Below are 20954 nucleotides of genomic sequence, written 5' to 3' on the forward strand. Positions count from 1 at the left end.
GGACCGATCCACACCGGCGGTGAGCTACTTATGCTAGATATGAGCATAAGAGGCAAGGGGTAAATTCGCCGATCCGCGGCCATCCATCCTCACCGTCATCCTCGGGCCCGTCCCGAGGATCCCGCGTTCAGTCGCAGGGGCGGTTCTCCAACTTGACGGGTTCGGAACAGGTGGAGAGGGGGCCTGGGCACGGGGCCCAGACGACGGCGTCTGGGGTTGCCTACGCCCGCTTGACCGCCTCGGCGATCGCCGCGGCGAGCGCGTCGAGGGTGTAGGGCTTGCGCAACAGCGGCCACGGCGCGTCCTCGGCCGAGGCCAGGATGTCCCCGGTGTAGCCGGAGCTGAGCAGGACCGGCAGGTCCGGCCGGGCCGCGACCACCTGGCGCGCGAGGTCAACGCCGGTGAGCTCGCCGGGCATCACCACATCGGTCAAAAGCAGGGTGAAGCGCGCCGGCCCGTCCAGCTGCGCCAGGGCGTCCGCCGGGTGCACGGCCAGGGTCACGGAATGCCCGAGCTCCCGAAGCATGGCCTCCGCGAGCGTCGCGACCGCCGGATCGTCCTCGACCAGCAGGACATCCAGGGCCTTGGTCGGCGTGTGCGGCGCAGGCCTGTCCTCCTCGCTCACCGGCTGCGCCGCCTGGGTCAGCGGCAGCAGCAGCGTGATCGTCGCGCCCTGCCCGGGCGCGCTTTCGATCGCAACGCCGCCGCCGCTCTGATGGACGAAGCCATAGACCTGTGAAAGGCCCAGGCCCGTCCCCTTGCCGACCGGCTTGGTGCTGAAGAAGGGCTCGAACACGCGCGCGCGTGTCGCGTCGTCCATGCCCTCGCCGGTGTCCTGAACGCTGACGGACAGATAGTCCCCGGCCGCCAGGTCGCCGGTCGCCGGGCGTTGCCCGACGCGGGTCGATATGGAGACGACGCCGCCGCTGGGCATGGCGTCGCGGGCGTTGACCAGGAGGTTCATCACCGCCGCGTCGAACTGGGCCGGGTCGATGCTGACGGGCGCGTCTCCGGCCGCCAGCGACATGTCGAGCATGAACCGCTCGCCGAGCGCGCCGCGATAGAGGGTCTCGCTGTCGCGCAGCACGGTGTCGATGATCGTCACTTCCGGGCGCAAAGGCTGTCGTCGCGAAAAGGCGAGCAGCTGCCGGGTCAGGCGCTCGCCGCGCTGGGCCGCGTCCAGCGCCGCCTTGCCGAGCCGGGCGGTGCGGCCGGTGTCCTCCGGATGGCGCTGGACGATGTCCAGGGCGCCGATGATCACCGTCAGCAGGTTGTTGAAGTCGTGGGCCACGCCGCCCGTCAGCTGGCCGAGGGCCTCCAGCTTCTGCGATTGCAGCAGGGCGGCCTGGGCCTGGTCACGCTCGGCCACGGCCAGCTGGACCCGGTCCTCGAGCAGCTCGTTGATGTGCTGCAGGTCGGCCTCGACCTGTTTGGCGTCGGTCACATCGAAGGCGATGCCCCCGAACCCGGAAAACGCGCCCGCCGGATCGATACGCGGCTGCGAGAACGACCTCAGCCAGCGCCATTCGCCGTCCGCCCGGCGGTAGCGCGCCTCCAGCGTGAACGGCTTGCGTGAGCTTTCACCAGCGACCTGTTCGCGAATGATCCGTTGCAGATCGTCCGGATGCAGCCGCGTCCGCCAGTCAACCTTCAGCACGTCATCGTAGGAACCGCCGAGGAATGCGACATAGGCCGAGTTGACGAAAGCCCGCGCGCCGGCCGGTTCCGAAATCCACAGCAGGGCCGGCGCGCTGTCGGCGAGATTGCGGAACCGCGCCTCGCTTTCGCGCAGTTGTTCGGCGGCCCGGTAACGTTCGGTGACATCGAGGATGTAGCCGACCAGACGCACGGCGCGTCCGGCGGCGTTGCGATGGATCTGGCCCCGGGCGTGCAGCCAGCGCTCCTGACCGTCATCACCCCTGGAGCGATAGTCGACCGTGTAGGCCTGGCCATGGCGGATCGCCTGCGCGTTGACGTCGGCCAGTCGATCCAGGTCGTCCGGGTTGACGCGGCCCAGCAGGTTTCTCGGCGAAGGCGGGGCGTCGGCGGGCGCGATGCCCATGATCCGGAACACGCCGGGGGACCAGCGCACCCGGGGGGCCGCCATGTCCCAGTCCCAGAGGCCGATGCCGCCGGCCTCCTCGGCGAGCGTCAGCATCGCCTCGGCTTCCGACCGCGCTGTCGCTTCCCGGCGTAGCCGGACCAGCGCGGTGCGCAGGCCGCTGGCGACCACGACCGTGACGATTCCCGAAAGCCCGAACAGAGCGAGCGTACCTTGCTGCGGGAGATTGTAGGCGGGGTTCCAGGGCGAAAAGCCGCCGATCGCCAGGGCGATTGCAAGCGCCGCCCAGCCCCAGCGCTGGCCTCCGAACAGGGTGGCGGCCATGAAGGCGGGAAAGAAAGTCGACGAGGGGCCCAGGCCCTGCGGAAAGCCCAGCACCGCGAGCCGCATGGCGATGGAGAGCAGAAGCGCCACGGTCATCACCGCCAGCGCCTGCGGCCAGGGCGGAGATTGTAGCGGAATCGCCCGCCAGAAAAGGGGCTCGGCGTCTCCATCGGCGGGGGGAAGATTGCGGTCGGCCATGCGTCCTCGCTCTGCCGAAACGCCCCCGACGCGCCGCGACACCTTGCCGCAATCAATGCCGACCTTGTCTGCCCGGCGCAACACGCTCATCACCCGCATCCGGGCGCTAGGGTTTTTCACAGAGCGGCGCTAAACGGGGAGCTTCGCCGCGCCGGACCCGGGTTCAAGGGGAGCCATGGATCCTGTCAGGCAAGGCGCTGATGGAACGGATGCCCGCTTGATCGCAGACCTGCGCCCTGTCGCCCGATGGCTGTTCGTTGTGGTGATCGCAGCGACGCTCGGCGCCTGCGTCACCAACTATCGGGTCGCGCCTGGAACCGGCCGGATCGGCGGCGTTCTGGCGGTGGCGCGCGGCCTCTCCAACGAAGCCCTGGCGCGGCTGACCGCCGACATGGACCCGGCGATGCTGGCGCTGGCGCAGCGGCATGATCCGGTCCGGGCGTCGGATCCCTGGGGGCGGGTGGTCGGCTGGACCAGCTATGACCTGGCGCGGATTCCGACCCTCGGCAGTCTCGAACTCGAGGCCGGCGACGCGATGCTGATCAACGCCCTGCGGCCGTTCGGCTCGGAACCGCCCCTGCCGGCCAGGCCGTTCATTCTCAAGGCGTCGGACGAGGATCGCGCCCGCGCCGAGGAATGCCTGACCCAGGCGGTCTACTACGAGGCGGCGGTCGAGCCGGTCGAAGGGATGCAGGCCGTCGCCCAGACCGTGCTCAATCGGCTGCGTCACCCGGGCTATCCGAAATCAATCTGCGGCGTGGTCTATCAGGGCTCGCAGCGGACGACCGGCTGCCAGTTCAGCTTCACCTGCGACGGCGCCCTGATGCGGGTGCCTCACCCGGTGCTGTGGGAGCGGGCGCGGGGCGTCGCCCTGAATGCCCTGAACGGCTTCGTCCTGAAGAACGTCGGCACCGCGACCCACTATCATGCCGACTATGTCGCGCCCTACTGGGCTCCGACCCTCTACAAGATCGCCCAGATCGGCCGCCATATCTTCTACCGCTGGACGGGGCCTTCAGGCCTGCCGCGCGCCTTCTCCGGCAAGTACGCAGGCGGGGAAACGAACCTGAGCCTGGCCATTCTCGAGGGCGTCGACGGCAGGACCCAGGGCAATCAACTGCTCGGCGACCACCTGCACGAGGGCGAGGAGGTCAAGACGGTGACCCTGGACGTCGACGGTGAGAGCCGCAGCTACACCATCCAGGTTCAGGTCCCGGGCCTGCCGGGCGAGGAGCCTGTGAGGATCGATGGCGCGCTCCAGCCTGCCCGCCGCCCGCCGACGCCGTCGGAAATCGCCGACATCAATGCGCGTCTCAAGGCGATGGAGGATCCCGACGCGCCGGTCAGCACCGCGCCGCCGCCTGTGGCTCCGCCCGCGCCCGACCCCAACGCCGGCGACCTGCCGATCGCGACACGCCGCGGCCAGTAGGCGGTCGCCCTACGCGGATGTCTTCGGGGGCAGCCCGAACGCTCTGGCGTAGGTCACGGTCACCGGCCCATCCAGCGCGCCGGGCTTCAGCGCCAGGGCCATGAAATGCGGTCCGGCGAACGGCGACGTTACCGCCTTCGCGGCTTCGCCGGAGTAGCCGACGCGCGGGTAGTAGGCGGGGTGGCCGAGGACGATGATCGCCTCCACGCCGGCCGCGCGGCAGAGCTCATGCCCCACCTGCATCAGCATCGTGCCCAGTCCGTCCTTCTGGCGACCGGGGACCACGGAAAGCGGGGCCAGCGCGGCGAACCGCGCGCCGGTGTCCGTCGTCAGCGGGCTGAACAGGACGTGGCCGACAACGGCGTCATCCTCGATCGCCACCAGTTCCACCAGCGCGTCGCCGTCGGCGCGCAGGGCGTCGACGAGGCCGGCCTCGTCGGACTTGCCGAACTCGGCGGTGAAGGCGCCCGTGACGACGGCGCGGATCGCGGCGTGGTCTTCGGGCGTCGCGGGGCGGATCACCATATCCCGATCTTCAGGGCCTCGCCGTGGCTGATCGGGTGATGGGCGGCCTCGTGATCCTGTTCGGCCAGGAAGCGCACCGCCTCCAGCGCGGCCATGCAGCCCATGCCCGCGGCGGTCACGGCCTGCCGATAGACATCGTCGGTGACGTCGCCGGCGGCGTAGACGCCCGCGATGGCCGTCGAGGCCGTGCCCGGCAGCACCGAAAGGTAGCCGCCTGCATGGGTTTCCAGCTGATCCCTGAACAGTTCCGACGATGGCGCATGCCCGATGGCGATGAACACGCCGTCCGCCTTCACCAGCCGGGTTTCACCGGTCACGGCATGCTTCAGACGTGCGCCGGTGACGCCCATCGGATCGGTGTCGCCGAGGATCTCGTCGATGGCATGCTCCCAGATCACCTCGATCTTCGGATTGGCCAGCAAACGTTCCTGCAGGATCTTCTCGGCGCGGAATTCGTCCTTGCGGTGGACCACGGTGACCTTGCTGGCGAAGCTGGTCAGGTAGAGCGCCTCCTCCACGGCGGTGTTGCCGCCGCCGACGACGATGACCTCCTTGCCGCGATAGAAGAAGCCGTCGCAGGTGGCGCAGGCGCTGACGCCGAACCCTTGGAACTTCGCCTCGCTCTCCAGACCCAGCCATTTGGCCTGGGCGCCGGTGGCGATGATCACCGTCTCGGCCAGCCAGTCCTGTCCGCTGTCGGTCCTGATCCGGAACGGCCGCTGCGAGAGGTCGGCCTCCAGCACGATGTCGCTGATGACCTCGGTCCCGACGTGACGGGCCTGGGCCTCCATCTGCTCCATCAGCCAGGGCCCCTGGATGACGTCGGCGAAGCCGGGATAGTTCTCGACGTCGGTGGTGATCGTCAGCTGGCCGCCGGGCTGGATGCCCTGGATCAGCACCGGCTTGAGCAGCGCGCGGGCGGCATAGATGGCGGCGGTCCAGCCGGCGGGGCCGGAACCGATGATCAGACAGCGGGTGGTGCGGGGGGCGGAGGTCGACATGGGCCCTAATTTAGGGATGATTCCGCTTCGGCGCGATGGGCGCGTGGCTTTGAGGTGCTGGATATGAACGGCGCGGGATTTTCCATCGGCATCGGCGCGGGGATCGCCATCGGTGTCGGCCTTGGTCTGGCGCTCGACAACCTGGCCCTCGGCCTCAGTCTCGGGGTCGCGATCGGTTGCGGCATGGGCGTGGCGATGTCGGCGAAAAAGGGCAGGGAAAAGGGCAAGGGCGACGGATCGGGCGGCGACGGCGCGGCCGGCGGCGGGGACGGCGGGCGTTCGCGCGACGACGACAGCGACAGCGGTTCGGATAGCAGCTCAGACGGCGGCAGCGATGGCGGCGGCGGCGACTAGTCATGCCGAACGGGTCTAGGATGGCTCCGACTCAGCCGCGTCGAGCCTCGCCATGACCGCCATCCCCGAGATCGAGATCGCCGGCCGGAAGATCGGACCCGGCCATCCGCCCTATGTGATCTGCGAACTGTCGGGCAACCACAACGGCAGCCTCGACCGGGCGCTGACCATGATCGACGCGGCGGCCGACACCGGCTGTGACGCGATCAAGATCCAGACCTATACGGCCGACACCATCACCCTCGACGTCGACCGGCCTGAGTTCGTCATCCATGGCGGGCTGTGGGACGGCCAGACGCTGCACGCCCTCTATCGCGAGGCGCAGACCCCCTACGAATGGCACGCCGCCCTGTTCGAACGGGCGGCGACGCGAGGCGTGACGCTGTTCTCCAGTCCGTTCGACGAGACGGCGGTGGACCTGCTCGCGGGGCTGAGCGCGCCTGCCTACAAGATCGCCAGTTTCGAGGCCGTGGACCTGCCCCTGATCCGTTACGCGGCCGCGCACGGCAAGCCGCTGATCATCTCAACGGGCATGGCCAATCTCGAGGAGATGAAGACCGCCCGCGACGCCGCCCTGTCCGGCGGCGCGGCCGGGGTAGTGATGCTCCACTGCGTGTCCAGTTATCCGGCGACCTTCGAGGACGCCAACGTGCGGACGATCCCCGACATGGCCGGGCGGCTGGGCGTTGTGATCGGCCTTTCGGACCATACGCCGGGCACGGCGACGGCGGTCGCGGCCGTGGCGCTGGGCGCCTGCGTGATAGAGAAGCACTTCACCCTGGCCCGGTCAGACGGCGGGCCCGACTCCGCCTTCAGCCTGGAGCCGGCCGAATTCACCGCCCTCGTGCGCGACTGTCGCGACGCCTGGGCGGCGCTCGGCCAGGCGCACTACGATGTGCTGGGTTCGGAGAAGGCCAACCGCCAGTTCCGCCGCTCGCTCTATGTCACCGCTCCGGTGAAGGCCGGCGAGGTGCTGACGAAGGCCAACGTCCGCTCGGTGCGGCCGGGCAACGGCCTGCCGCCGGCGGATCTGGACAGGGTGCTTGGGAAAGTCGCCAGCCGCGACCTCGCCTTCGGCGAGCCGCTGGACTGGTCGATGGTCTCCTAGTTCGGGAAGGCCTACTCCGGCAGCAGGCCCAGGCGCTTGCCGACGATGGCGTCCAGCCCGCGCTTGGACAGCACACGCTCGGACATGAACACTTGGAACGGTTCCGGCGAAACCGTGTAGCGAACTCTGGGTTTCGCGGTCGTCAGGGCGGTGTGGATCGCCTCGCCGATGCGCTCGGGCGCCAGCCCTGACTTGCCCAGCCCCTGCATGTAGGCCTGCAGCCGCGCGAGCGGGCCAGCGTAGACCGTGTTGGCGTAGGCATTGATATCGAGTTCGTCGGCCTTGGCCCAGATCGGCGTGGCCACGGCGCCCGGCGCCACCACGATGACATCGACCCCGAACGGTAGAAGCTCGCGGCGCAGGGATTCCGACAACCCCTCGACGGCGAACTTCGAGGCGCAGTAGGGGGCCAGGAACGGGTTGGCCGTCTTGCCGCCGACCGAGGAGATGTTGACGATCCGGCCGGGATCCTTGCGGGCGGGAGCCTCCGCGCCGAGCAGCGGGGCGAAGGCCTGGGTCACGGTCACGATGCCGGTGACATTGACCTCCATCTGATGGCGGAATTCCTCGATCGGCAGATGCAGCAGCGGGCCCGCGACGGCGATGCCGGCATTGTTGACCAGACCCGCCAGCGTCGCGCCGCCCAGAGCCGCTTCGACCTGTCGCGCGCCGGCGCGGACCGCCGCCTCGTCGGTCACATCAAACAGCAGCGGTGTGAACGCGTCGCCGAACTCGGCCTTGAGCCGCTCGCCGTCGGCCGCCTTGCGGACGCTGCCGAAGACATGGAAGCCCTTGTTCACCAGGACTTTCAGGGCGCCCCAGCCGATGCCGGTGGAGACGCCGGTGACAACGACGGATTTCTTCTGACTGGCCATGCTCGCCTCCGGGGTGCGCTAGTGCGTCTGCTTTGAAGACCATATGAGACCAATGACCGGCGTTCGCCAGTGCCGCGTCCGTGGGATAATCGAACGCGCCGTGTCACGGGAAGCTGGCCTAGACTAACGCGACTCACCGCTCCCGGACCCCGATGACCTCACCCCGCATCCTCTTTGTCTGCGACGCCGGCCCGGGCGTCGGCGGCGGGCATGTGATGCGCTGTCTCACCCTGGCCGGGGCGCTGGCGGCGAAGGGCGCGGGCTGCGCCTTCGTGCGGACGCCCGAGGCGGCCGATATCCTTGCCCGCTACGCGCCGGGCATGCCGCTGGTCGGCGAGGACGCCACGGCCGACCTGGTGGTGCTGGATTCCTATCGCATGGCGCCGGCGACCGAGGTGGTCTGGCGCGCCCGGGCGGGACGGCTGGCGGTGCTCGACGATCTTATGCGGCCGCACGACGCGGATCTGGTGCTGGACCCTTCGTTCGGGCGTGACGCGCGGGACTACGCCGCCCCGGTCGTGCTGGCGGGGCCGGCCTATGCGCTGGTCCGGCCGGCGTTCGTCGCGGCGCGGTCGGCGGCGCTGGCCCGGCGGGGCGAGCCGGCCAGGCGCTGCCTGGTCTCGCTGGGCCTGACCGATGTGGGCGGGATCACCGGCCGGGTCGCGGCGGCGCTGGCGGACGGCGCCCTGGCCCTCGACGTGGTGGTCGGCGCCGGCGCGCCCAGCTTGCCGGCTTTGCAGGCGCTGGCGGCGGACGGCCGCGTCACCCTGCACATCGACACCGATGACATGGCCGGCCTGATCGCGCGGGCGGACCTGTGCATCGGCGCGGGCGGGTCGAGCGTCTGGGAGCGGGCCTGCCTCGGCCTGCCGACGGTGACGCTGATCCTGGCGGACAACCAGCGCGACATGGCGATGAAGCTGGATGCAGCGGGCGTGACCCTGGCGCTCGACGCGAGATGGCCGGGGCTTGAGGGGCGGCTTGCGGAGGCTGTCGGGCGGCTGGTTCGGGACGATGCGCTCCGGGCAGGACTGTCAGCAAAGTCGGCGGCGCTCTGCGACGGGCTGGGGGCGGACCGGGCCGCGGAGCGGCTATTCGCACTCCTCTCCCGCGAGGGAGAGGGGGACCATGCGGAGCATGGTGGAGAGGGAGGCGCCGGCGGCTGATCGCTGAAGAGCGATTGATCGGGACGTCCCTGCCAACTTCCGCGCTTCCCTCTCCACCAGCCTCCGGCTGGTCCCCCTCTCCCTGGCGGGAGAGGAGTGTGTGTTAGGGAACCTCAAACCCCTTCTCCGCCAGTCGCGCCGCCATCGCATCCCGCCGCTGCGCCCAGTCCTCGGCCAGCAAACCCAGGCCCAGCACGTCCACCGCAATCCCGTCCTTCATCACATGCCGGCGGAAGCAGGCCTCCCGGACGAACCCGTGACGCTCGTGCAGCTTCCAGACGGCCTCGTTGCTGGCCAGCACCTCGCACCACAGCTTGCCCAGCCCCTGCGGCCCGAACACCTGCTCGATCATCCAGAACTCGACATAGCTGCCCAGCCCCAGGCCGCGCGTCGACGGATCGGCCAGGTAGTAGGCCCAGGCGCAGCGGCCGTGGCGGCGGTCGATGTCATAGAGGTTGGCCAGCCCCACCGGCCTGCCGTCGAGCTCGATGATCCAGTAGCGGCGGCGGTCGTCGCCGGCGATGCCGGCGAACCAGCGGGCGTGCTCGTCCGGGCTGATCAGGTGGTCGGTGTACATGTACGACCGCACGGCCTCGCTGTTGCGCCAGGCGTGGATGCGGCCGCTGTCCTCCGGCGTCAGGTCGCGCAGGGTGACGGTCGGGGCGGTCATACGCGTCGGTCTCCGCCGTAGTCGGCGAGGTCGGAGCGGCCAAGGACGAACCGGCGAACGGCGTCGGAGGTGAAGTTGCGGTTGCCGCGATAGAGGGCGTCGTAGACCGTGGCCATGAAGGCGTAGTCGTCCGGCCGGTCGACGGTCCAGCGGACCTCGCCCTCGTCGGCCGGCTGGGAATGGAAGGCCAGGCGATAGCGGTCGGGGTTGTTCCAGATCCCCCAGGTGACGTGTTCGCGCTCCTCGGGCGTCGCCGCCTCGGCGCCCGCGCGGCGCAGGATGTCGGCCTTCATCACCTCGATATCGAGGCCCTTGGGAAAGGTCCGGTGCGGCGGGGTGTTGCTGGTGTAGTCGGCGCCGGTTTCCAGATGCGTCTCGATCGTCTCGTCGATGACGTCCGGATCGGCCAGCGGGCAGTCGGCGGTCAGGCGCACGACGTGGTCAGCCGGACCATGCTCGTCCAGCGCGCCGAGGAACCGGGCCAGCACGTCGTGCAGCGAACCGCGATGGACAGCGATCCCCTCCTTGCGAACGGCCTTCTCGATGGCGTCGTCAGCGGGGCTCAGGCTTGTGGCGACCACCAGCTTGTCGATCCGGCGCGCGCGGGCGACCCGCTCGATCTGCCGCACGATCATCGGCGCCCCGGCCAGCGGCATCAGCACCTTGCCCGGCAAACGGGTGGAACTCATGCGGGCCTGGAGGATGGCGAGGATCATGGACGGTGTCCGGTGGCGCGACTCGCCCGTTGTAGCGCAGCGGCCGCGGTCGCGTCAGGGCGTCCCGCTGCCGTCGGCGACCGGACGGTAGCGGACGAAGCAGATGCCGTCGGTCGCACCGATCTTCACCCCCGTGACGCCGACATAGTTGCCGCGACCGTCATTGCGCCATTCCAGAAAGGACCCCGGCGAGTCCGGCGCGCCCAGGTCCCGGCGGACCGCCTGCTTGAGCCTGTCGCAGTCTGCGAAGTCGATGACCGACAGGCGAATGACCTTCAGCGAGGCGCCGGCCGGATCGAAATAGAACTGTGCGTTCAGCCGGATGCCGTAGCGCACGATCTCGCCCGTGGCCTTGAGGTCGAAGTCGTGAACCCGGTCGCCGGGCCGCCCTTCGACCCGGCTCACGGCGCCGGCGGACCCGGCGACCACGCTGTCGACGGTCATGCCCCAGCGGGTCCATTCCCAGTCGGCGTGCGCGACGGCCGGCGCGGCCAGGGCGACACCGGCCAGGAGGAGGGCGGCGGCGTGGCGGCGGATCAGGGACAGCGACATGGGCGACTCCGGTGTCAGTGGCCCGCATCCTTGCTGGACTGGCGTGCCGCCGCGCCCCGAATAAAGGGGGTCAGCCGGCCTTCGCCGCGTCCATCCGGGCCAGGATTTCCTTCGCCGCGCGGTCCGTCTCGGCCAGCGGCTCGTAGCTCCAGCCGTGGAAGGCGCCGCCGAACGGCCGCGCCGCGCCGTGGCGCTCCAGCTCTTCGTGGAACAGGCGGAACTTCAGGCTCTGCCCGTCCATCTTCAGGATGAACACCGGCTTGCCCGTGCCGGCCGCCTCGGTGGCCATGTTGGCCGAGTCCTCGGTGACCAGGATGTAGTCGGCGCCGGCGAGGAAGGCGAAGTAGGGGTTGTCGCCCTCGTTGTCCCAGATGATCCCCGGCAGGTGCTTGAGTCGCGCGGTCAGCAGCGCGCGCGCCTGGGGCGGGGTCCGCCGCGAGAAGCTCATCAGCAGGGAGCCGCCCTCCTGTTCCAGCGGCAGCTGGATCTCCTGGGCGATGGCGGAGGCCCGCTCGGGCGACAGGTCGAAGGCCTTCGACCGGCCGCCGATCAGCACCGCGGCGCGTGGGTGGGGCAGGGGATCGATGGCGGCGGCGAACCGCTTGTACTCGTCAGCCAGCTTCTTCGCCGTCACCCGGTGCGGCGCACCGATGATCGAGACGATATTGTCGCCCTTCAGCCGGTCATGGTTGGGCGGAACGACCAGGTCGAACAGACCCGCCGGCGCGCGGGGATCCTGGATCTGGACGACATAGGTCTTGCCGCCGGTCCAGCGGCGCATGCGGATGGACAGCGGCAGGGTCGCGCGACCCGCGGCGACCAGCAGGTCAGGCCAGGGCGCTTCGAATTCGCTCTCCGGCGTCAGCCAGCGGCGGGGAAACAGGTTCAGCCACCAGGGCAGGCGACCGATCCGGCCGGTCCAGCCGATCCGCTTGACGATCACCTTCGCCTTGCGGTGCCGCGCGACCGCTTCGGCCAGGCCGACAGCCTGCGCCTCGATGCCGGCGCGCCCGTCGGACAGGGCCCAGATCGTCAGAGGAGGGGGGGAGGGTTGTTTGACCACCGGCGTTCAATACCCGTCATCGTCAGGCTTGTCCTGACGACCCATGAACACCGCCAGACGTAAGTGTGCTTGGGTCCCCCGGGATCAGATGAAATCCGACCCGAGGGCAGGCCCCACGACAAGCCCGAGGATGACGGTGGAATGATGGCCGGCGAAGGCGCGCTGCCCTAGACCCACTCGACCTTGAGAATTTCGTAGGCCTTCACGCCGCCCGGGGTGTTCACCTCGACGACTTCGCCCACTTCCTTGCCGATCATCGCGCGCGAAAGCGGCGAGGACAGCGAGATGCGGCCCTGCTTCACGTCGGCTTCGTGCTCGCCGACGATCTGGTAGCGGCCCTCGTCCTCGGTGTCCTCGTCGACCACGGTGACGGTGGCGCCGAACTTGACCTGCGAACCCGAAAGCTTGGAGACGTCGATGATCTGCGCGCGCGCGATCTTGTCCTCGATCTCGGCGATACGGCCTTCGATCCAGCCCTGACGTTCCTTGGCCGCGTGGTACTCGGCGTTCTCGCTGAGGTCGCCATGCGCACGCGCTTCGGAGATGGCCGCGATCACGCTCGGTCGCTCCAGCGTCTTCAAACGCTTAAGTTCTTCGTCGAGGGACGTATAGCCCCCGGCGGTCATCGGCACTTTTTCCATTAGGAGATTAGCTCGGGTTCGCCCTGGGGAGGTGTTGATAGCCGGCCGCGGGCGCAGACGTCCGGGGGCGTCAAGACTAGTCCGGCGGGTCTGGAATTACAAGTGATATGCTGCGATGCAGCGGAGTCGCGCGGCGCTGGTCGAAAGAGTTCGGCGGTCCAGGCGGAGTAATTCACGGTCTTCGTCGCTTCAGGGCGAGATGAGGCCCTGTTTCCGGCGACCCGCGTTCTGACCGCGACGGGTCAGGCGTGACGGCTGAACGGGTCGCCGCCGTCGCGGGTCCAGGACAGGGTGGCGGCTTCGTCGAGCTGCGGAATGCGCTCAGGCGCGAGCTCGTCGGCGTCGACCGCCCCGACCAGCATCTGCATCAGCATCTGGACCAGCACCGCCATCACCAGCCAGGCGCCGGCGGCGATGGCCAGCGGCAGGTAGCCGAGGGCCATCTTCAACGCGCCGTCGCCGGTCGTCAGCAGCAGGTCGCGGCCCAGGCCCATCGCCACGAAGGCGGCGAAGAAGCTCAGTTCGCCGGCCGCGCCCCAGTTGCGGATCATCCGCCAGCCGATCAGCCCCAGACCTGCGCCGAACCAGAACATTACCGGCGCATAGGTGACGACCGGCGCGTAGGGCGTGTCGCCGAACGTCCACCAGTCGAAACGATAAGCGATCATGTCGACGCCGAAGCGGAAGCCGGCGGCGGCCAATCCCCCCAGAAGGGCCGCCGCCGTCCGCCAGTATCCGGCGCGTGTCACCCAGGCGCTGAACAGGAACAGCAGCCCTGAAAACAACGACGCGACGACAATGATCATCGAGACCATGGCGGTACCCCTCCGATGACACGCTAGGCCGCTCGCCCGAAAGTCGCATTGACCTTCATCCGCCGGATGAGTCTTGTGGTTAACCGTTCTGGCGAGAGTTGCGCGCCGCCGGGTAAGCCTGTCAGGTCCTGAACCATGACCGCCGCCCAGACCGCCGCGCTGATGATGATCGCCTCGGGCGCGACCCATGCGGTGGTCAACGCGATCCTCAAGGCCGGCAAGGACAAGATGTCGAGCCGGGCGCTGATCGACGGCTTCTCGGCGCTGCTCGTGCTGCCCGCGGCCTTCATCGTCCCGCAGCCCCACGGCGCGTGGGGCTGGCTGGCGGGCAGCTGGGCGACGCACCTGGTCTATCTCGTCTGCCTGATCAAGGCGTTCGAGCGGGCCGACATGTCGGTGGCCTATCCGATCTCACGGGGCGTGGCGCCGGCGCTGGCGGCGGTCGTCGCGGTCAGCCTGTTCGCCGAGCCGATCACGGTGTTGGTCGCCTGCGGCATCGGCCTGATCTCCTGCGGCGTGATGGCGGTCGGCCTTGGCCGCCAGGTCGACCGGCGCGGCCTCGGCTGGGCCGCAGCGACCGGAGTCAGCATCGCCCTCTACACGGTCATCGACGCCCAGGGCGTGCGGGCAGCGCCGTCAGCGTTCAGCTACATCGTCTGGGTCTACCTGAGCCTCGGCGGCGGCATCGGCCTGCTGTTCGCGCTCTGGCGGGGCCCGCGCTTCCTGCTGACGGCGCGCGAAGAGTGGAAGCCCGGCCTGATCGCCGGAGCCCTGAGCATCGTCACCTACGGCCTGGCGCTGTGGGCCTACCGGCTCGGCGATACGCCCCGGCTGGCGGCCCTGCGCGAGACCTCGATCCTGTTCGGCGTGGCCATCGCGGTCTTCTTCCTGCGCGAAAAGCTGACGCCCGGCCGCATCGCGGGCACGCTCGCCATCGCCGGCGGCGCGGCGCTGCTGTTGCTCGGCCAAGGGACAGCAAGGCCTGTCCCCGATGCAACCGCCCGGCTAGAAGGCGCCCATGAGCGAGATCACGATCCGTCCCTGCACATCCGCTGACGCCGCCCGCCTCTCGGTGGTAGCGGCCGCGACCTTCATCGAGACCTATGCGGGCATCGTCGACGGCGACGACCTGATCGCCCATTGCCACAGCACCCATGCGCCGGAGGCCTACGCGGGCCTGCTCGCCGATCCGTCCCGACGGCTGTTCCTTGCGGTGATGGACCCGGGCGAGGCGCCGGTCGGCTTCCTGCTGATGGGAGAGCCGGATTTGCCGGTGGCGACCGGTCCTGGCGACATGGAGCTGACCCGGATCTACGCCCTGCACCGTTTCCACGGCCAGGGTCTGGGCGCGCGCCTGATGCAGACCGCAATCGACACGGCGCGGGCGGCGGGCAGGCGGCGTCTGCTGCTGGCGGTCTACAGCCGGAATGACCGCGCGAACGCCTTCTACCGAAAGTCAGGCTTCCGGAAGGTCGGCGAGCGCCTGTTCCACGTCGGCGTCAACGACTACCAGGACTGGGTGCTGGCGCTGGACCTCTAGGGAACAGGCCCCGGGCGCGAAGGCGGTCGGCGACGAACCGCGAGCCCTCCGGCGTCATGTGGCCGTAGTCCCATTGCAGCGGCGTCTCGGCGTCGACCAGCATGGTGCAGTCCTTCGCGTCGCACAGCAGGTCGTAGAGCGAGATGTAGGGCACGCCCCTGTCCCCCGCGAGCGTGCGGAGGTCGGCGTCGACGGTCTTCGGCCAGTCCAGCCGGCGCCGGGCGGGCAGTCCCGGATCATTGAATCGCCATGAGAGGATGAGCAGTCGCGTGAGGTCGCTGCTGTACTGCGGTATTGGGCCGACCAGGATCACCGGGATGTCGCGGGCCTTGAACCAGTCAAGCGTCTCGGTCAGGCGCGGCAGGTCCTTCCCCCACCAGCGTCCGGCCAGAATGACGCCGTCGGGCCGGCTGTTTATCAGCAGGTCGCCGTACACCAGCTTCGCCATGCGGGTGCAGACATCGCGCTCGACAGGGTCCTTGGTCAGCGTGATCTCGCAACCCGAGGAGGTCACCTGCATGATGTTCAGGTCGGGATTGGCGGCCTTCAACCCGGACCACAGGTGGGCCGCGTGGCTGTCCCCGACCAGCAGCCAGTCGGGCTTTGCCGGGTCGCGCCGGTTGCACAGGTCCTTGCGGTAGTCCTTCGCGTCGAACCGGTAGGAGATGAAGCAGGTCCCGTCCCGATAGCTGCCGCGTGACCGCTCCAGCCGGGAATCCGCCATCGCCAGCGACCGGGCGTCGAAACGCGCCGGGAAGCCCTTTGCCAGCAGGATGCCGCCCGCGACCAGCCCCAGAACGGCGATAGACGCCGCGCCGGCGGCGAAGACCTGGCGGCGGGTCAGGAAGGCGCTGCTCCTGAACGGCCGCTCGACGTAGCGCAGCGACAGGGCCGCCAGCACGAAGGACGCCAGCACCGTGAAGACTGTCGGCCAGCCGCCGGGAAAGACGAACCGCTGCAAGGTCAGCAGCGGCCAGTGCCAGAGATACAGCGAGTAGGACAGCAGGCCGATCCAGACCATCGGCTTTGCGGCCAGCAGGCGTCCGGCGATCCCACCTTCACCCGCGATCACCAGCACCGCGCCCAGCACCGGCACGATGGCGGCCACGCCCGGCCAGTCGGTATCCTTGGTGAACAGCAGGCAGGCGACGACGATCAGTCCCAGGCCGATGACGCCGGTCGCATGCTGCAGCGCCGGGCGGCGGATGGCCGGCTTCCAGACGGCCAGCAACACTCCGGCCAGCAGCTCCCAGGCCCGTGCGAAGGGCAGGTAGAAGGCGGCCTCGGCATGGCTGGACGTCTGCCAGACGCCGAAGGCCAGCGACGCCGCCGCCAGCACGCCGAGCACCGTCCGAACCCGCCCCGCCGCGAACCGCGCGGTCAGCAGCATCAGAACCGGGAAGACCAGATAGAACTGCTCTTCGACTGCCAGCGACCAGGTGTGCAACAGCGGCCGGATCAGGTTCTCGTCGGCGAAATAGTCGCTGGTGCTCCAGAAGAAGACGTTCGACAGCGAGACCAGCGCCGCGCCCATCGACTGGCCGTACTGGATGAAATCCCCGGGCAGCAGCAGCCAGGCGGACAGCGCGGTCGTCACCGCGAGCACCACCATAAGCGACGGGAAGATGCGCCGGATGCGCCGCTCCCAGAACCAGCCCAGCGAGAAGTCGCCCTGGGCCTGTCGCTCAGCGACGACCCCGCCGATCAGAAATCCCGAGATGACGAAGAACACATCGACGCCGGCGAATCCGCCGGTCAGCCAGGGAACGCCAGCGTGAAAACCGACCACCGCCAGCACCGCGACCGCGCGCAGTCCATCGACATCCGCCCTGTACTTCATGCGCCCCCGGCCCTTCAGCGGGCGGCCTTTAGCGCGTGATCATGCCGCCGTCGATGACCAGCTCGATGCCGGTCACATAGCGGGACTCCTCTGACGCCAGATAGAGCACCCCGGCGGCGATATCGGCCGGAAGACCCTTGAACCCGAGCGGCGCGGCAAGAGCGGCGATGTCGTCGACCGTGGCCGGCCTGGCGGGGGCGTTGTTGCCCGCCTCGCCGCCGATGGTGCGGGTTATGCCGTCCCAGATCGGCGTGTCGATGATGCCCGGATGCACGGAATTGACCCGCACCCCGTCCTGGGCAGCGGCGCATTCCATGGCGATCGATTTGGTGAACAGCCGCACCGCGCCCTTGGTGGCGCAATAGCCGCTCATGTTGGGCGAGCCCTTCATGCCGGCGACCGAGGACATGTTGATGATGCTGCCCCCGCCGCTGCGCCGCATCAGCGGCAGGCTGTGCTTCACGCCCAGGAACACCCCGTCGACGTTGACCGCCTGCTGTTTGCGCCAGTCGGCCAGGCTGTATTCGGTGACCGGCCCGCCGATGGCGATGCCGGCGTTGTTGACCAGGATGTCGAGCCGGCCGAGGCGCTTTTCGATCTCGGCGATGACGGCGATCCAGGCGTCTTCATCGGTGACATCGTGGTTCAGGTAGAGCCCGCCGATCGCCGCGGCGACGGCCCGGCCCTTGTCGTCCTGCAGGTCGGTGACGACGACGCTCGCCCCTTCGCCGGCCAGCAGCTCGGCGCAGCCCTGCCCGATACCGCTCGCCCCGCCTGTCACCAGCGCGACCTTGCCCGCGACCCGACCCGTCATCTCTGCCTCCCACGGCTGTTTTGTTATCAGCGATAAGGTGACGGCGAGTCGGGGGCGCGTCCAGTCATCGCCGGCAAGTGGGGGACGGTTCGCCCATTTCCCCGGGCAGGCGGGCGGACCGCCCGACCGGCCTGGGCGGTTGGCGGTTGTCTGTGGCCACGCCTCTGGTAGCTATGCCGGACAGCAAGAGGGCCTGCAGGGCTCCGGGGCGGGGAAACGAAGATGACCACACAACGCATCTGGCGCGGCGCCGCTGCGGCGCTCGTTCTCGTGGCGGGGGTGCTGGCTCCGGGTCTGGCGCAGGCCGCGGAAGCGGTCGCCAGCGATCCTGCCGCCACCGCCTGGGTGCTGTCGTCTACCGCCCTGGTGCTGCTGATGACCCTGCCGGGACTGGCCCTGTTCTACGGCGGCCTTGTGCGACAGAAGAACGTGCTTTCGGTGATGATGCAGTGCGTCGCCATCGCCTGTCTGGGATCGGTGCTGTGGTTCGCCCTCGGCTACAGCCTGGCCTTCTCCGGCTCCGGCCCGGTGCTGGGGGATCTGGCCAAGGCCTTCCTGGGCGCCGCGCCGCGCGGCAGTCTGGTCGGCGCCCTGCCCGAGCCGGTGTTCTTCATGTTCCAGACCACGTTCGCGGTGATCACCCCGGCGCTGATCGTCGGGGCGGTGGTCGAGCGGGTGCGGTTCCGGGCGGTGCTGCTGTTCTCGGGCCTCTGGCTGCTGGTCGTCTACGCCCCGGTGACCCACTGGATCTGGGGCGGCGGCTGGCTGGCGAAGCTGGGCGTCATGGACTACGCGGGCGGCCTGGTGGTGCATGCCACGGCCGGGGCTTCTGCCCTTCTGTTCGCCAGGATGGCCGGCCCGCGCGACGGCTTTCCCAGGTCGGCGATCCCGCCGCACAATCCGGGCATGACCATGTTCGGCGCCGGCCTGCTGTGGGTCGGCTGGTTCGGCTTCAACGGCGGCAGCGCCCTGGCCGCCAACGCCGACGCGGGCATGGCCATCGCCGCCACCCATCTGTCGGCCTGCATGGCCGGTCTGGTCTGGGGCGGGCTGGAGTGGATCCGGTTCGGCCGGCCGAGCATGATCGGCGCGGTCACCGGCGTGGTCGCCGGCCTGGCCACCGTGACTCCGGCCTCCGGCTTCATCAGCCCGGCGGGCGGTCTCGTTCTGGGCGCGGCGGGCAGCGTGGTCTGTTTCTTCTGCGTCGGCCTGGTCAAGGAGCGGCTGCAGATCGACGACTCCCTGGACGTGTTCGCCGTCCACGGCGTGGGCGGTATTCTCGGCGTGCTGCTGGTCGCGGTGCTGGCCAGTCCGGGGCTCGGCGGCGCCGGTTTCCCGCTGGGCCACGGCATGGCGGCGCAACTGGGCGTCCAGGTCCTCGGCGTGGCGGCGGTGGTCGCCTGGTCGGTGGTCGCCAGCTGGGGGCTGCTGACCCTCACCCGCAGGCTGGTCGGGCTGCGCGCCAGCGACTTCGACATCGAGGACGGGCTCGACCTCGCTGAACACGGCGAGCGCGCCAGCCAGGTCTGATCGGCCTCAGGCGTAGGCGTAGGGCCCGCCCTTCTCCAGCGCCGCCTTGTAGGCCTGGCGAGCGTGGATCTTCTCGAGGAACGCCTTGAGGCGCGGTCGCCCTTCAAGCGCGCCAGCCCGGTCGGCGGCGGCCTCGACGGGGAAGCTCATCATGATGTCGGCGGCGCTGAAGTCCTTGCCGGCGAACCACTCGGCCTTGCCGAGCTCGGCCTCCCAGTAGTCGAAGTGATCCTTCAACTGCGGGTCGACGAAGCTCTTCAACGCCTGGCTGGAGATGCCCTTCACCAGACCGCGGACCAGGCCCGGCGCACGCTCGGGAAGCGCGGTGAAGACCAGCTTCAGCAGCAGCGGCGGCATGGCCGAGCCCTCGGCGTAGTGCAGCCAGTAGAGCCAGCGCAGCCGGTCCTCGCTGCCCGGCGGGGGTTTCAGCCGCCCGGCGCCGTAGGCGTCGACGATGGTCTCAACGATGGCGCCGGTCTCGGCCAGGGTCGCCGCCCCGTCGGTGATCACCGGCGACTTGCCCAGCGGATGCACCGCCTTCAGCTCCGGCGGCGCCAGCATGGTCCTGGCGTCCCGCTGGTAGTGTTTGATCTCGTACGGCAGCCCCAGTTCCTCCAGCAGCCACAGCACGCGCTGTGAGCGGGAGTTGTTCAGGTGATGGACAGTGAGCATGGCGGAACCCCGGACTGGCCCGCGAAGCTAGAGCCCCCGGCCGGGCTGTCCAGCCCGATATCCTGCGGGCGGCTTGACCGTCGTCAGTGCCCGCCTAGACTGCCCCGCATGAAGGCCTAGGCGACATATGCGCCGCGGATATCCGCCGGCATGACGCCCGCTCCGGCGACCTCGTCGGCGCGATCCCAGTCTCGTCCGCTGAACACGACGCGTGTCGCGGACTGCGAAAGACCCTTCATGTCCATTCAGACCACCAATCTCTACGGCTCCATCGCCGCGGAAATCTACGACATCGACAAGCCGGTCGGCGCCCTGCCGGACACGGCCTTCTACCTCGACCGCCTGTCCGGTGTGACCGGCCCGATCCTCGAGCCCGCCTGCGGGTCCGGACGCGCCCTGGTTCCACTGGCCCAGGCCGGCCACGCCGTGAGTGGCTTCGATACCAGCCAGGAGATGCTGACGCGCGCCCAGGCCCGTTGCGACGCCGCCGGCGTGACGACGCACCTGTCGCAACAGGGGTTCGAGGACTTCGCCTATGACCGGCCGTTCGCGGCCGTCGTGCTGCCGGTCGGGTCGTTCACCCTGATCGGCGACGTCGCGGTGGCGCTGGCGGTGCTGAGGCGGTTCCACGCCGCCCTGGAGCCCGGCGGCCTGCTGATGATCGACCTGCCGCCACTGTCGATGCTCAGCAGGCCGATCCAGGACCGCCGCAGCTGGACGACGCCGGACGGCGACCTGCTCACCCTTGAAGGGATCGGCACGAGCACGGACTGGCTGCGCCAGACGTACGAGGCTCGCTACCGCTACGAGCGCTGGCGCGACCACCGGCTGGTCGAGACCCAGATCGATCCCATGATCCAGCGCGCCTGGGGCCGGACGGAGTTCGAACTGGCGCTGGCGCACTGTGGTTTCGGCGAGGTGCGGGTCACCGGCGACTACAACCGCTCGCGCGGCGTGCGGTCGTCGAGCCGGGTGCTGACCTTCGAGGCGACGGCGTTGTAGCGCCGCCGCCGCGGGTCCGGATCGCGACCGGCCCTCACACCCCAGAGTCGCGTCGGC

At 69.5% G+C, this 20954-nt stretch carries 22 protein-coding genes; 8 read left to right on the top strand and 14 right to left on the bottom strand.

Annotated elements, in window-relative coordinates:
- Positions 1-220 precede the first annotated feature (220 nt).
- Complete coding sequence (locus AC3WJT_RS04680; protein WP_492341899.1) at positions 221-2584, bottom strand: hybrid sensor histidine kinase/response regulator; 2364 nt, start codon at positions 2582-2584, stop codon at positions 221-223.
- 217 nt (positions 2585-2801) lie between these two features.
- Between AC3WJT_RS04680 and AC3WJT_RS04685 the strand changes: the two genes are divergently transcribed.
- Positions 2802-4013 (top strand): cell wall hydrolase, encoded by a 1212-nt coding sequence (locus AC3WJT_RS04685; RefSeq protein WP_492341900.1) that lies wholly within the window; start codon positions 2802-2804, stop codon positions 4011-4013.
- A gap of 9 nt (positions 4014-4022) precedes the next feature.
- Here the strand turns inward: AC3WJT_RS04685 and AC3WJT_RS04690 are convergent, their stop codons facing one another.
- Positions 4023-4538 (bottom strand): GNAT family N-acetyltransferase, encoded by a 516-nt coding sequence (locus AC3WJT_RS04690; RefSeq protein WP_492341901.1) that lies wholly within the window; start codon positions 4536-4538, stop codon positions 4023-4025.
- Entirely contained in the window at positions 4532-5539 is a 1008-nt protein-coding gene (trxB, locus tag AC3WJT_RS04695) for a thioredoxin-disulfide reductase (RefSeq protein ID WP_492341902.1), read from the bottom strand. The genes AC3WJT_RS04690 and trxB overlap by 7 nt, the downstream gene beginning before the upstream one ends.
- A gap of 63 nt (positions 5540-5602) precedes the next feature.
- Here trxB and AC3WJT_RS04700 point away from each other — a divergent pair, with 63 nt between their 5' ends.
- Both AC3WJT_RS04700 and pseI read left to right on the top strand, forming a co-directional pair.
- Positions 5603-5893: a hypothetical protein gene (locus AC3WJT_RS04700; RefSeq protein ID WP_492341903.1), complete on the top strand. Its 291-nt coding sequence runs from the start codon at positions 5603-5605 to the stop codon at positions 5891-5893.
- A 52-nt stretch (positions 5894-5945) separates the two neighbouring features.
- Positions 5946-7001 (top strand): pseudaminic acid synthase, encoded by a 1056-nt coding sequence (gene pseI / locus AC3WJT_RS04705; protein WP_492341904.1) that lies wholly within the window; start codon positions 5946-5948, stop codon positions 6999-7001.
- Between the two features lie 11 nt (positions 7002-7012).
- Here pseI and AC3WJT_RS04710 read toward each other — a convergent pair whose 3' ends face one another.
- A complete protein-coding gene (locus tag AC3WJT_RS04710) occupies positions 7013-7876 on the bottom strand; it encodes an SDR family NAD(P)-dependent oxidoreductase (RefSeq protein WP_492341905.1) in 864 nt (287 codons plus the stop codon).
- A 152-nt stretch (positions 7877-8028) separates the two neighbouring features.
- Between AC3WJT_RS04710 and pseG the strand changes: the two genes are divergently transcribed.
- Entirely contained in the window at positions 8029-9042 is a 1014-nt protein-coding gene (gene pseG, locus AC3WJT_RS04715) for a UDP-2,4-diacetamido-2,4,6-trideoxy-beta-L-altropyranose hydrolase (protein WP_492341906.1), read from the top strand.
- Positions 9043-9145: 103 nt separating this feature from the next.
- Here the strand turns inward: pseG and pseH are convergent, their stop codons facing one another.
- From pseH to AC3WJT_RS04745, 6 genes are all read right to left on the bottom strand, one after another.
- Positions 9146-9712: a UDP-4-amino-4,6-dideoxy-N-acetyl-beta-L-altrosamine N-acetyltransferase gene (pseH, locus tag AC3WJT_RS04720; protein WP_492341907.1), complete on the bottom strand. Its 567-nt coding sequence runs from the start codon at positions 9710-9712 to the stop codon at positions 9146-9148.
- A complete protein-coding gene (locus AC3WJT_RS04725) occupies positions 9709-10428 on the bottom strand; it encodes a cytidylyltransferase domain-containing protein (protein ID WP_492341908.1) in 720 nt (239 codons plus the stop codon). The genes pseH and AC3WJT_RS04725 overlap by 4 nt, the downstream gene beginning before the upstream one ends.
- Before the next feature lie 54 nt (positions 10429-10482).
- Positions 10483-10980, bottom strand: coding sequence for a hypothetical protein (locus AC3WJT_RS04730; RefSeq protein WP_492341909.1), 498 nt, complete (start codon positions 10978-10980; stop codon positions 10483-10485).
- A gap of 70 nt (positions 10981-11050) precedes the next feature.
- Positions 11051-12043, bottom strand: coding sequence for a mitochondrial fission ELM1 family protein (locus tag AC3WJT_RS04735; protein WP_492341910.1), 993 nt, complete (start codon positions 12041-12043; stop codon positions 11051-11053).
- A 167-nt stretch (positions 12044-12210) separates the two neighbouring features.
- Positions 12211-12684, bottom strand: coding sequence for a transcription elongation factor GreA (gene greA, locus AC3WJT_RS04740; RefSeq protein ID WP_492341911.1), 474 nt, complete (start codon positions 12682-12684; stop codon positions 12211-12213).
- Positions 12685-12926: 242 nt separating this feature from the next.
- A complete protein-coding gene (locus AC3WJT_RS04745) occupies positions 12927-13499 on the bottom strand; it encodes a hypothetical protein (RefSeq protein WP_492341912.1) in 573 nt (190 codons plus the stop codon).
- A gap of 135 nt (positions 13500-13634) precedes the next feature.
- On the opposite strand from AC3WJT_RS04745, the gene AC3WJT_RS04750 reads away from it, so the two are divergent.
- Positions 13635-14555, top strand: coding sequence for an EamA family transporter (locus AC3WJT_RS04750; RefSeq protein ID WP_492341913.1), 921 nt, complete (start codon positions 13635-13637; stop codon positions 14553-14555).
- Positions 14518-15039 (top strand): GNAT family N-acetyltransferase, encoded by a 522-nt coding sequence (locus AC3WJT_RS04755; RefSeq protein WP_492341914.1) that lies wholly within the window; start codon positions 14518-14520, stop codon positions 15037-15039. Before AC3WJT_RS04750 ends, AC3WJT_RS04755 begins: the two co-directional genes overlap by 38 nt.
- Here the strand turns inward: AC3WJT_RS04755 and AC3WJT_RS04760 are convergent.
- Entirely contained in the window at positions 14999-16879 is a 1881-nt protein-coding gene (locus tag AC3WJT_RS04760; protein WP_492341915.1) for an acyltransferase family protein, read from the bottom strand. The two genes, AC3WJT_RS04755 and AC3WJT_RS04760, sit on opposite strands and share 41 nt — an antisense overlap.
- Before the next feature lie 28 nt (positions 16880-16907).
- A complete protein-coding gene (locus AC3WJT_RS04765) occupies positions 16908-17693 on the bottom strand; it encodes a glucose 1-dehydrogenase (protein WP_492341916.1) in 786 nt (261 codons plus the stop codon).
- A 222-nt stretch (positions 17694-17915) separates the two neighbouring features.
- Between AC3WJT_RS04765 and AC3WJT_RS04770 the strand changes: the two genes are divergently transcribed.
- A complete protein-coding gene (locus tag AC3WJT_RS04770; protein ID WP_492341917.1) occupies positions 17916-19223 on the top strand; it encodes an ammonium transporter in 1308 nt (435 codons plus the stop codon).
- Between the two features lie 6 nt (positions 19224-19229).
- Here AC3WJT_RS04770 and AC3WJT_RS04775 read toward each other — a convergent pair whose 3' ends face one another.
- Together AC3WJT_RS04775 and AC3WJT_RS04780 are read right to left on the bottom strand one after the other, a co-directional pair.
- Positions 19230-19895: a glutathione S-transferase gene (locus tag AC3WJT_RS04775; protein WP_492341918.1), complete on the bottom strand. Its 666-nt coding sequence runs from the start codon at positions 19893-19895 to the stop codon at positions 19230-19232.
- A gap of 116 nt (positions 19896-20011) precedes the next feature.
- On the bottom strand, positions 20012-20134 hold the full coding sequence (locus tag AC3WJT_RS04780; protein ID WP_492341919.1) for a hypothetical protein: 123 nt from the start codon (positions 20132-20134) through the stop codon (positions 20012-20014).
- Between AC3WJT_RS04780 and AC3WJT_RS04785 the strand changes: the two genes are divergently transcribed.
- Positions 20133-20897, top strand: coding sequence for a class I SAM-dependent methyltransferase (locus AC3WJT_RS04785; protein ID WP_492341920.1), 765 nt, complete (start codon positions 20133-20135; stop codon positions 20895-20897). The two genes, AC3WJT_RS04780 and AC3WJT_RS04785, sit on opposite strands and share 2 nt — an antisense overlap.
- Positions 20898-20954 lie beyond the last annotated feature (57 nt).

It is taken from the genome of Caulobacter sp. FW305-C-30-S16 (assembly GCF_058783025.1).

Bases quoted from the DNA above. Each gene is read 5' to 3' on its own strand.
- AC3WJT_RS04780 (WP_492341919.1), bottom strand. From the start codon at position 20,134: ATGAAGGGTCTTTCGCAGTCCGCGACACGCGTCGTGTTCAGCGGACGA.
- AC3WJT_RS04755 (WP_492341914.1), top strand. From the start codon at position 14,518: ATGAGCGAGATCACGATCCGTCCCTGCACATCCGCTGACGCCGCCCGC.
- AC3WJT_RS04750 (WP_492341913.1), top strand. From the start codon at position 13,635: ATGACCGCCGCCCAGACCGCCGCGCTGATGATGATCGCCTCGGGCGCG.
- AC3WJT_RS04775 (WP_492341918.1), bottom strand. From the start codon at position 19,895: ATGCTCACTGTCCATCACCTGAACAACTCCCGCTCACAGCGCGTGCTG.
- greA (WP_492341911.1), bottom strand. From the start codon at position 12,684: ATGGAAAAAGTGCCGATGACCGCCGGGGGCTATACGTCCCTCGACGAA.
- AC3WJT_RS04700 (WP_492341903.1), top strand. From the start codon at position 5,603: ATGAACGGCGCGGGATTTTCCATCGGCATCGGCGCGGGGATCGCCATC.
- AC3WJT_RS04690 (WP_492341901.1), bottom strand. From the start codon at position 4,538: ATGGTGATCCGCCCCGCGACGCCCGAAGACCACGCCGCGATCCGCGCC.
- AC3WJT_RS04710 (WP_492341905.1), bottom strand. From the start codon at position 7,876: ATGGCCAGTCAGAAGAAATCCGTCGTTGTCACCGGCGTCTCCACCGGC.
- AC3WJT_RS04770 (WP_492341917.1), top strand. From the start codon at position 17,916: ATGACCACACAACGCATCTGGCGCGGCGCCGCTGCGGCGCTCGTTCTC.
- pseI (WP_492341904.1), top strand. From the start codon at position 5,946: ATGACCGCCATCCCCGAGATCGAGATCGCCGGCCGGAAGATCGGACCC.
- trxB (WP_492341902.1), bottom strand. From the start codon at position 5,539: ATGTCGACCTCCGCCCCCCGCACCACCCGCTGTCTGATCATCGGTTCC.
- AC3WJT_RS04730 (WP_492341909.1), bottom strand. From the start codon at position 10,980: ATGTCGCTGTCCCTGATCCGCCGCCACGCCGCCGCCCTCCTCCTGGCC.
- AC3WJT_RS04760 (WP_492341915.1), bottom strand. From the start codon at position 16,879: ATGAAGTACAGGGCGGATGTCGATGGACTGCGCGCGGTCGCGGTGCTG.
- AC3WJT_RS04725 (WP_492341908.1), bottom strand. From the start codon at position 10,428: ATGATCCTCGCCATCCTCCAGGCCCGCATGAGTTCCACCCGTTTGCCG.
- pseH (WP_492341907.1), bottom strand. From the start codon at position 9,712: ATGACCGCCCCGACCGTCACCCTGCGCGACCTGACGCCGGAGGACAGC.
- AC3WJT_RS04680 (WP_492341899.1), bottom strand. From the start codon at position 2,584: ATGGCCGACCGCAATCTTCCCCCCGCCGATGGAGACGCCGAGCCCCTT.
- AC3WJT_RS04785 (WP_492341920.1), top strand. From the start codon at position 20,133: ATGTCCATTCAGACCACCAATCTCTACGGCTCCATCGCCGCGGAAATC.
- AC3WJT_RS04765 (WP_492341916.1), bottom strand. From the start codon at position 17,693: ATGACGGGTCGGGTCGCGGGCAAGGTCGCGCTGGTGACAGGCGGGGCG.
- pseG (WP_492341906.1), top strand. From the start codon at position 8,029: ATGACCTCACCCCGCATCCTCTTTGTCTGCGACGCCGGCCCGGGCGTC.
- AC3WJT_RS04745 (WP_492341912.1), bottom strand. From the start codon at position 13,499: ATGGTCTCGATGATCATTGTCGTCGCGTCGTTGTTTTCAGGGCTGCTG.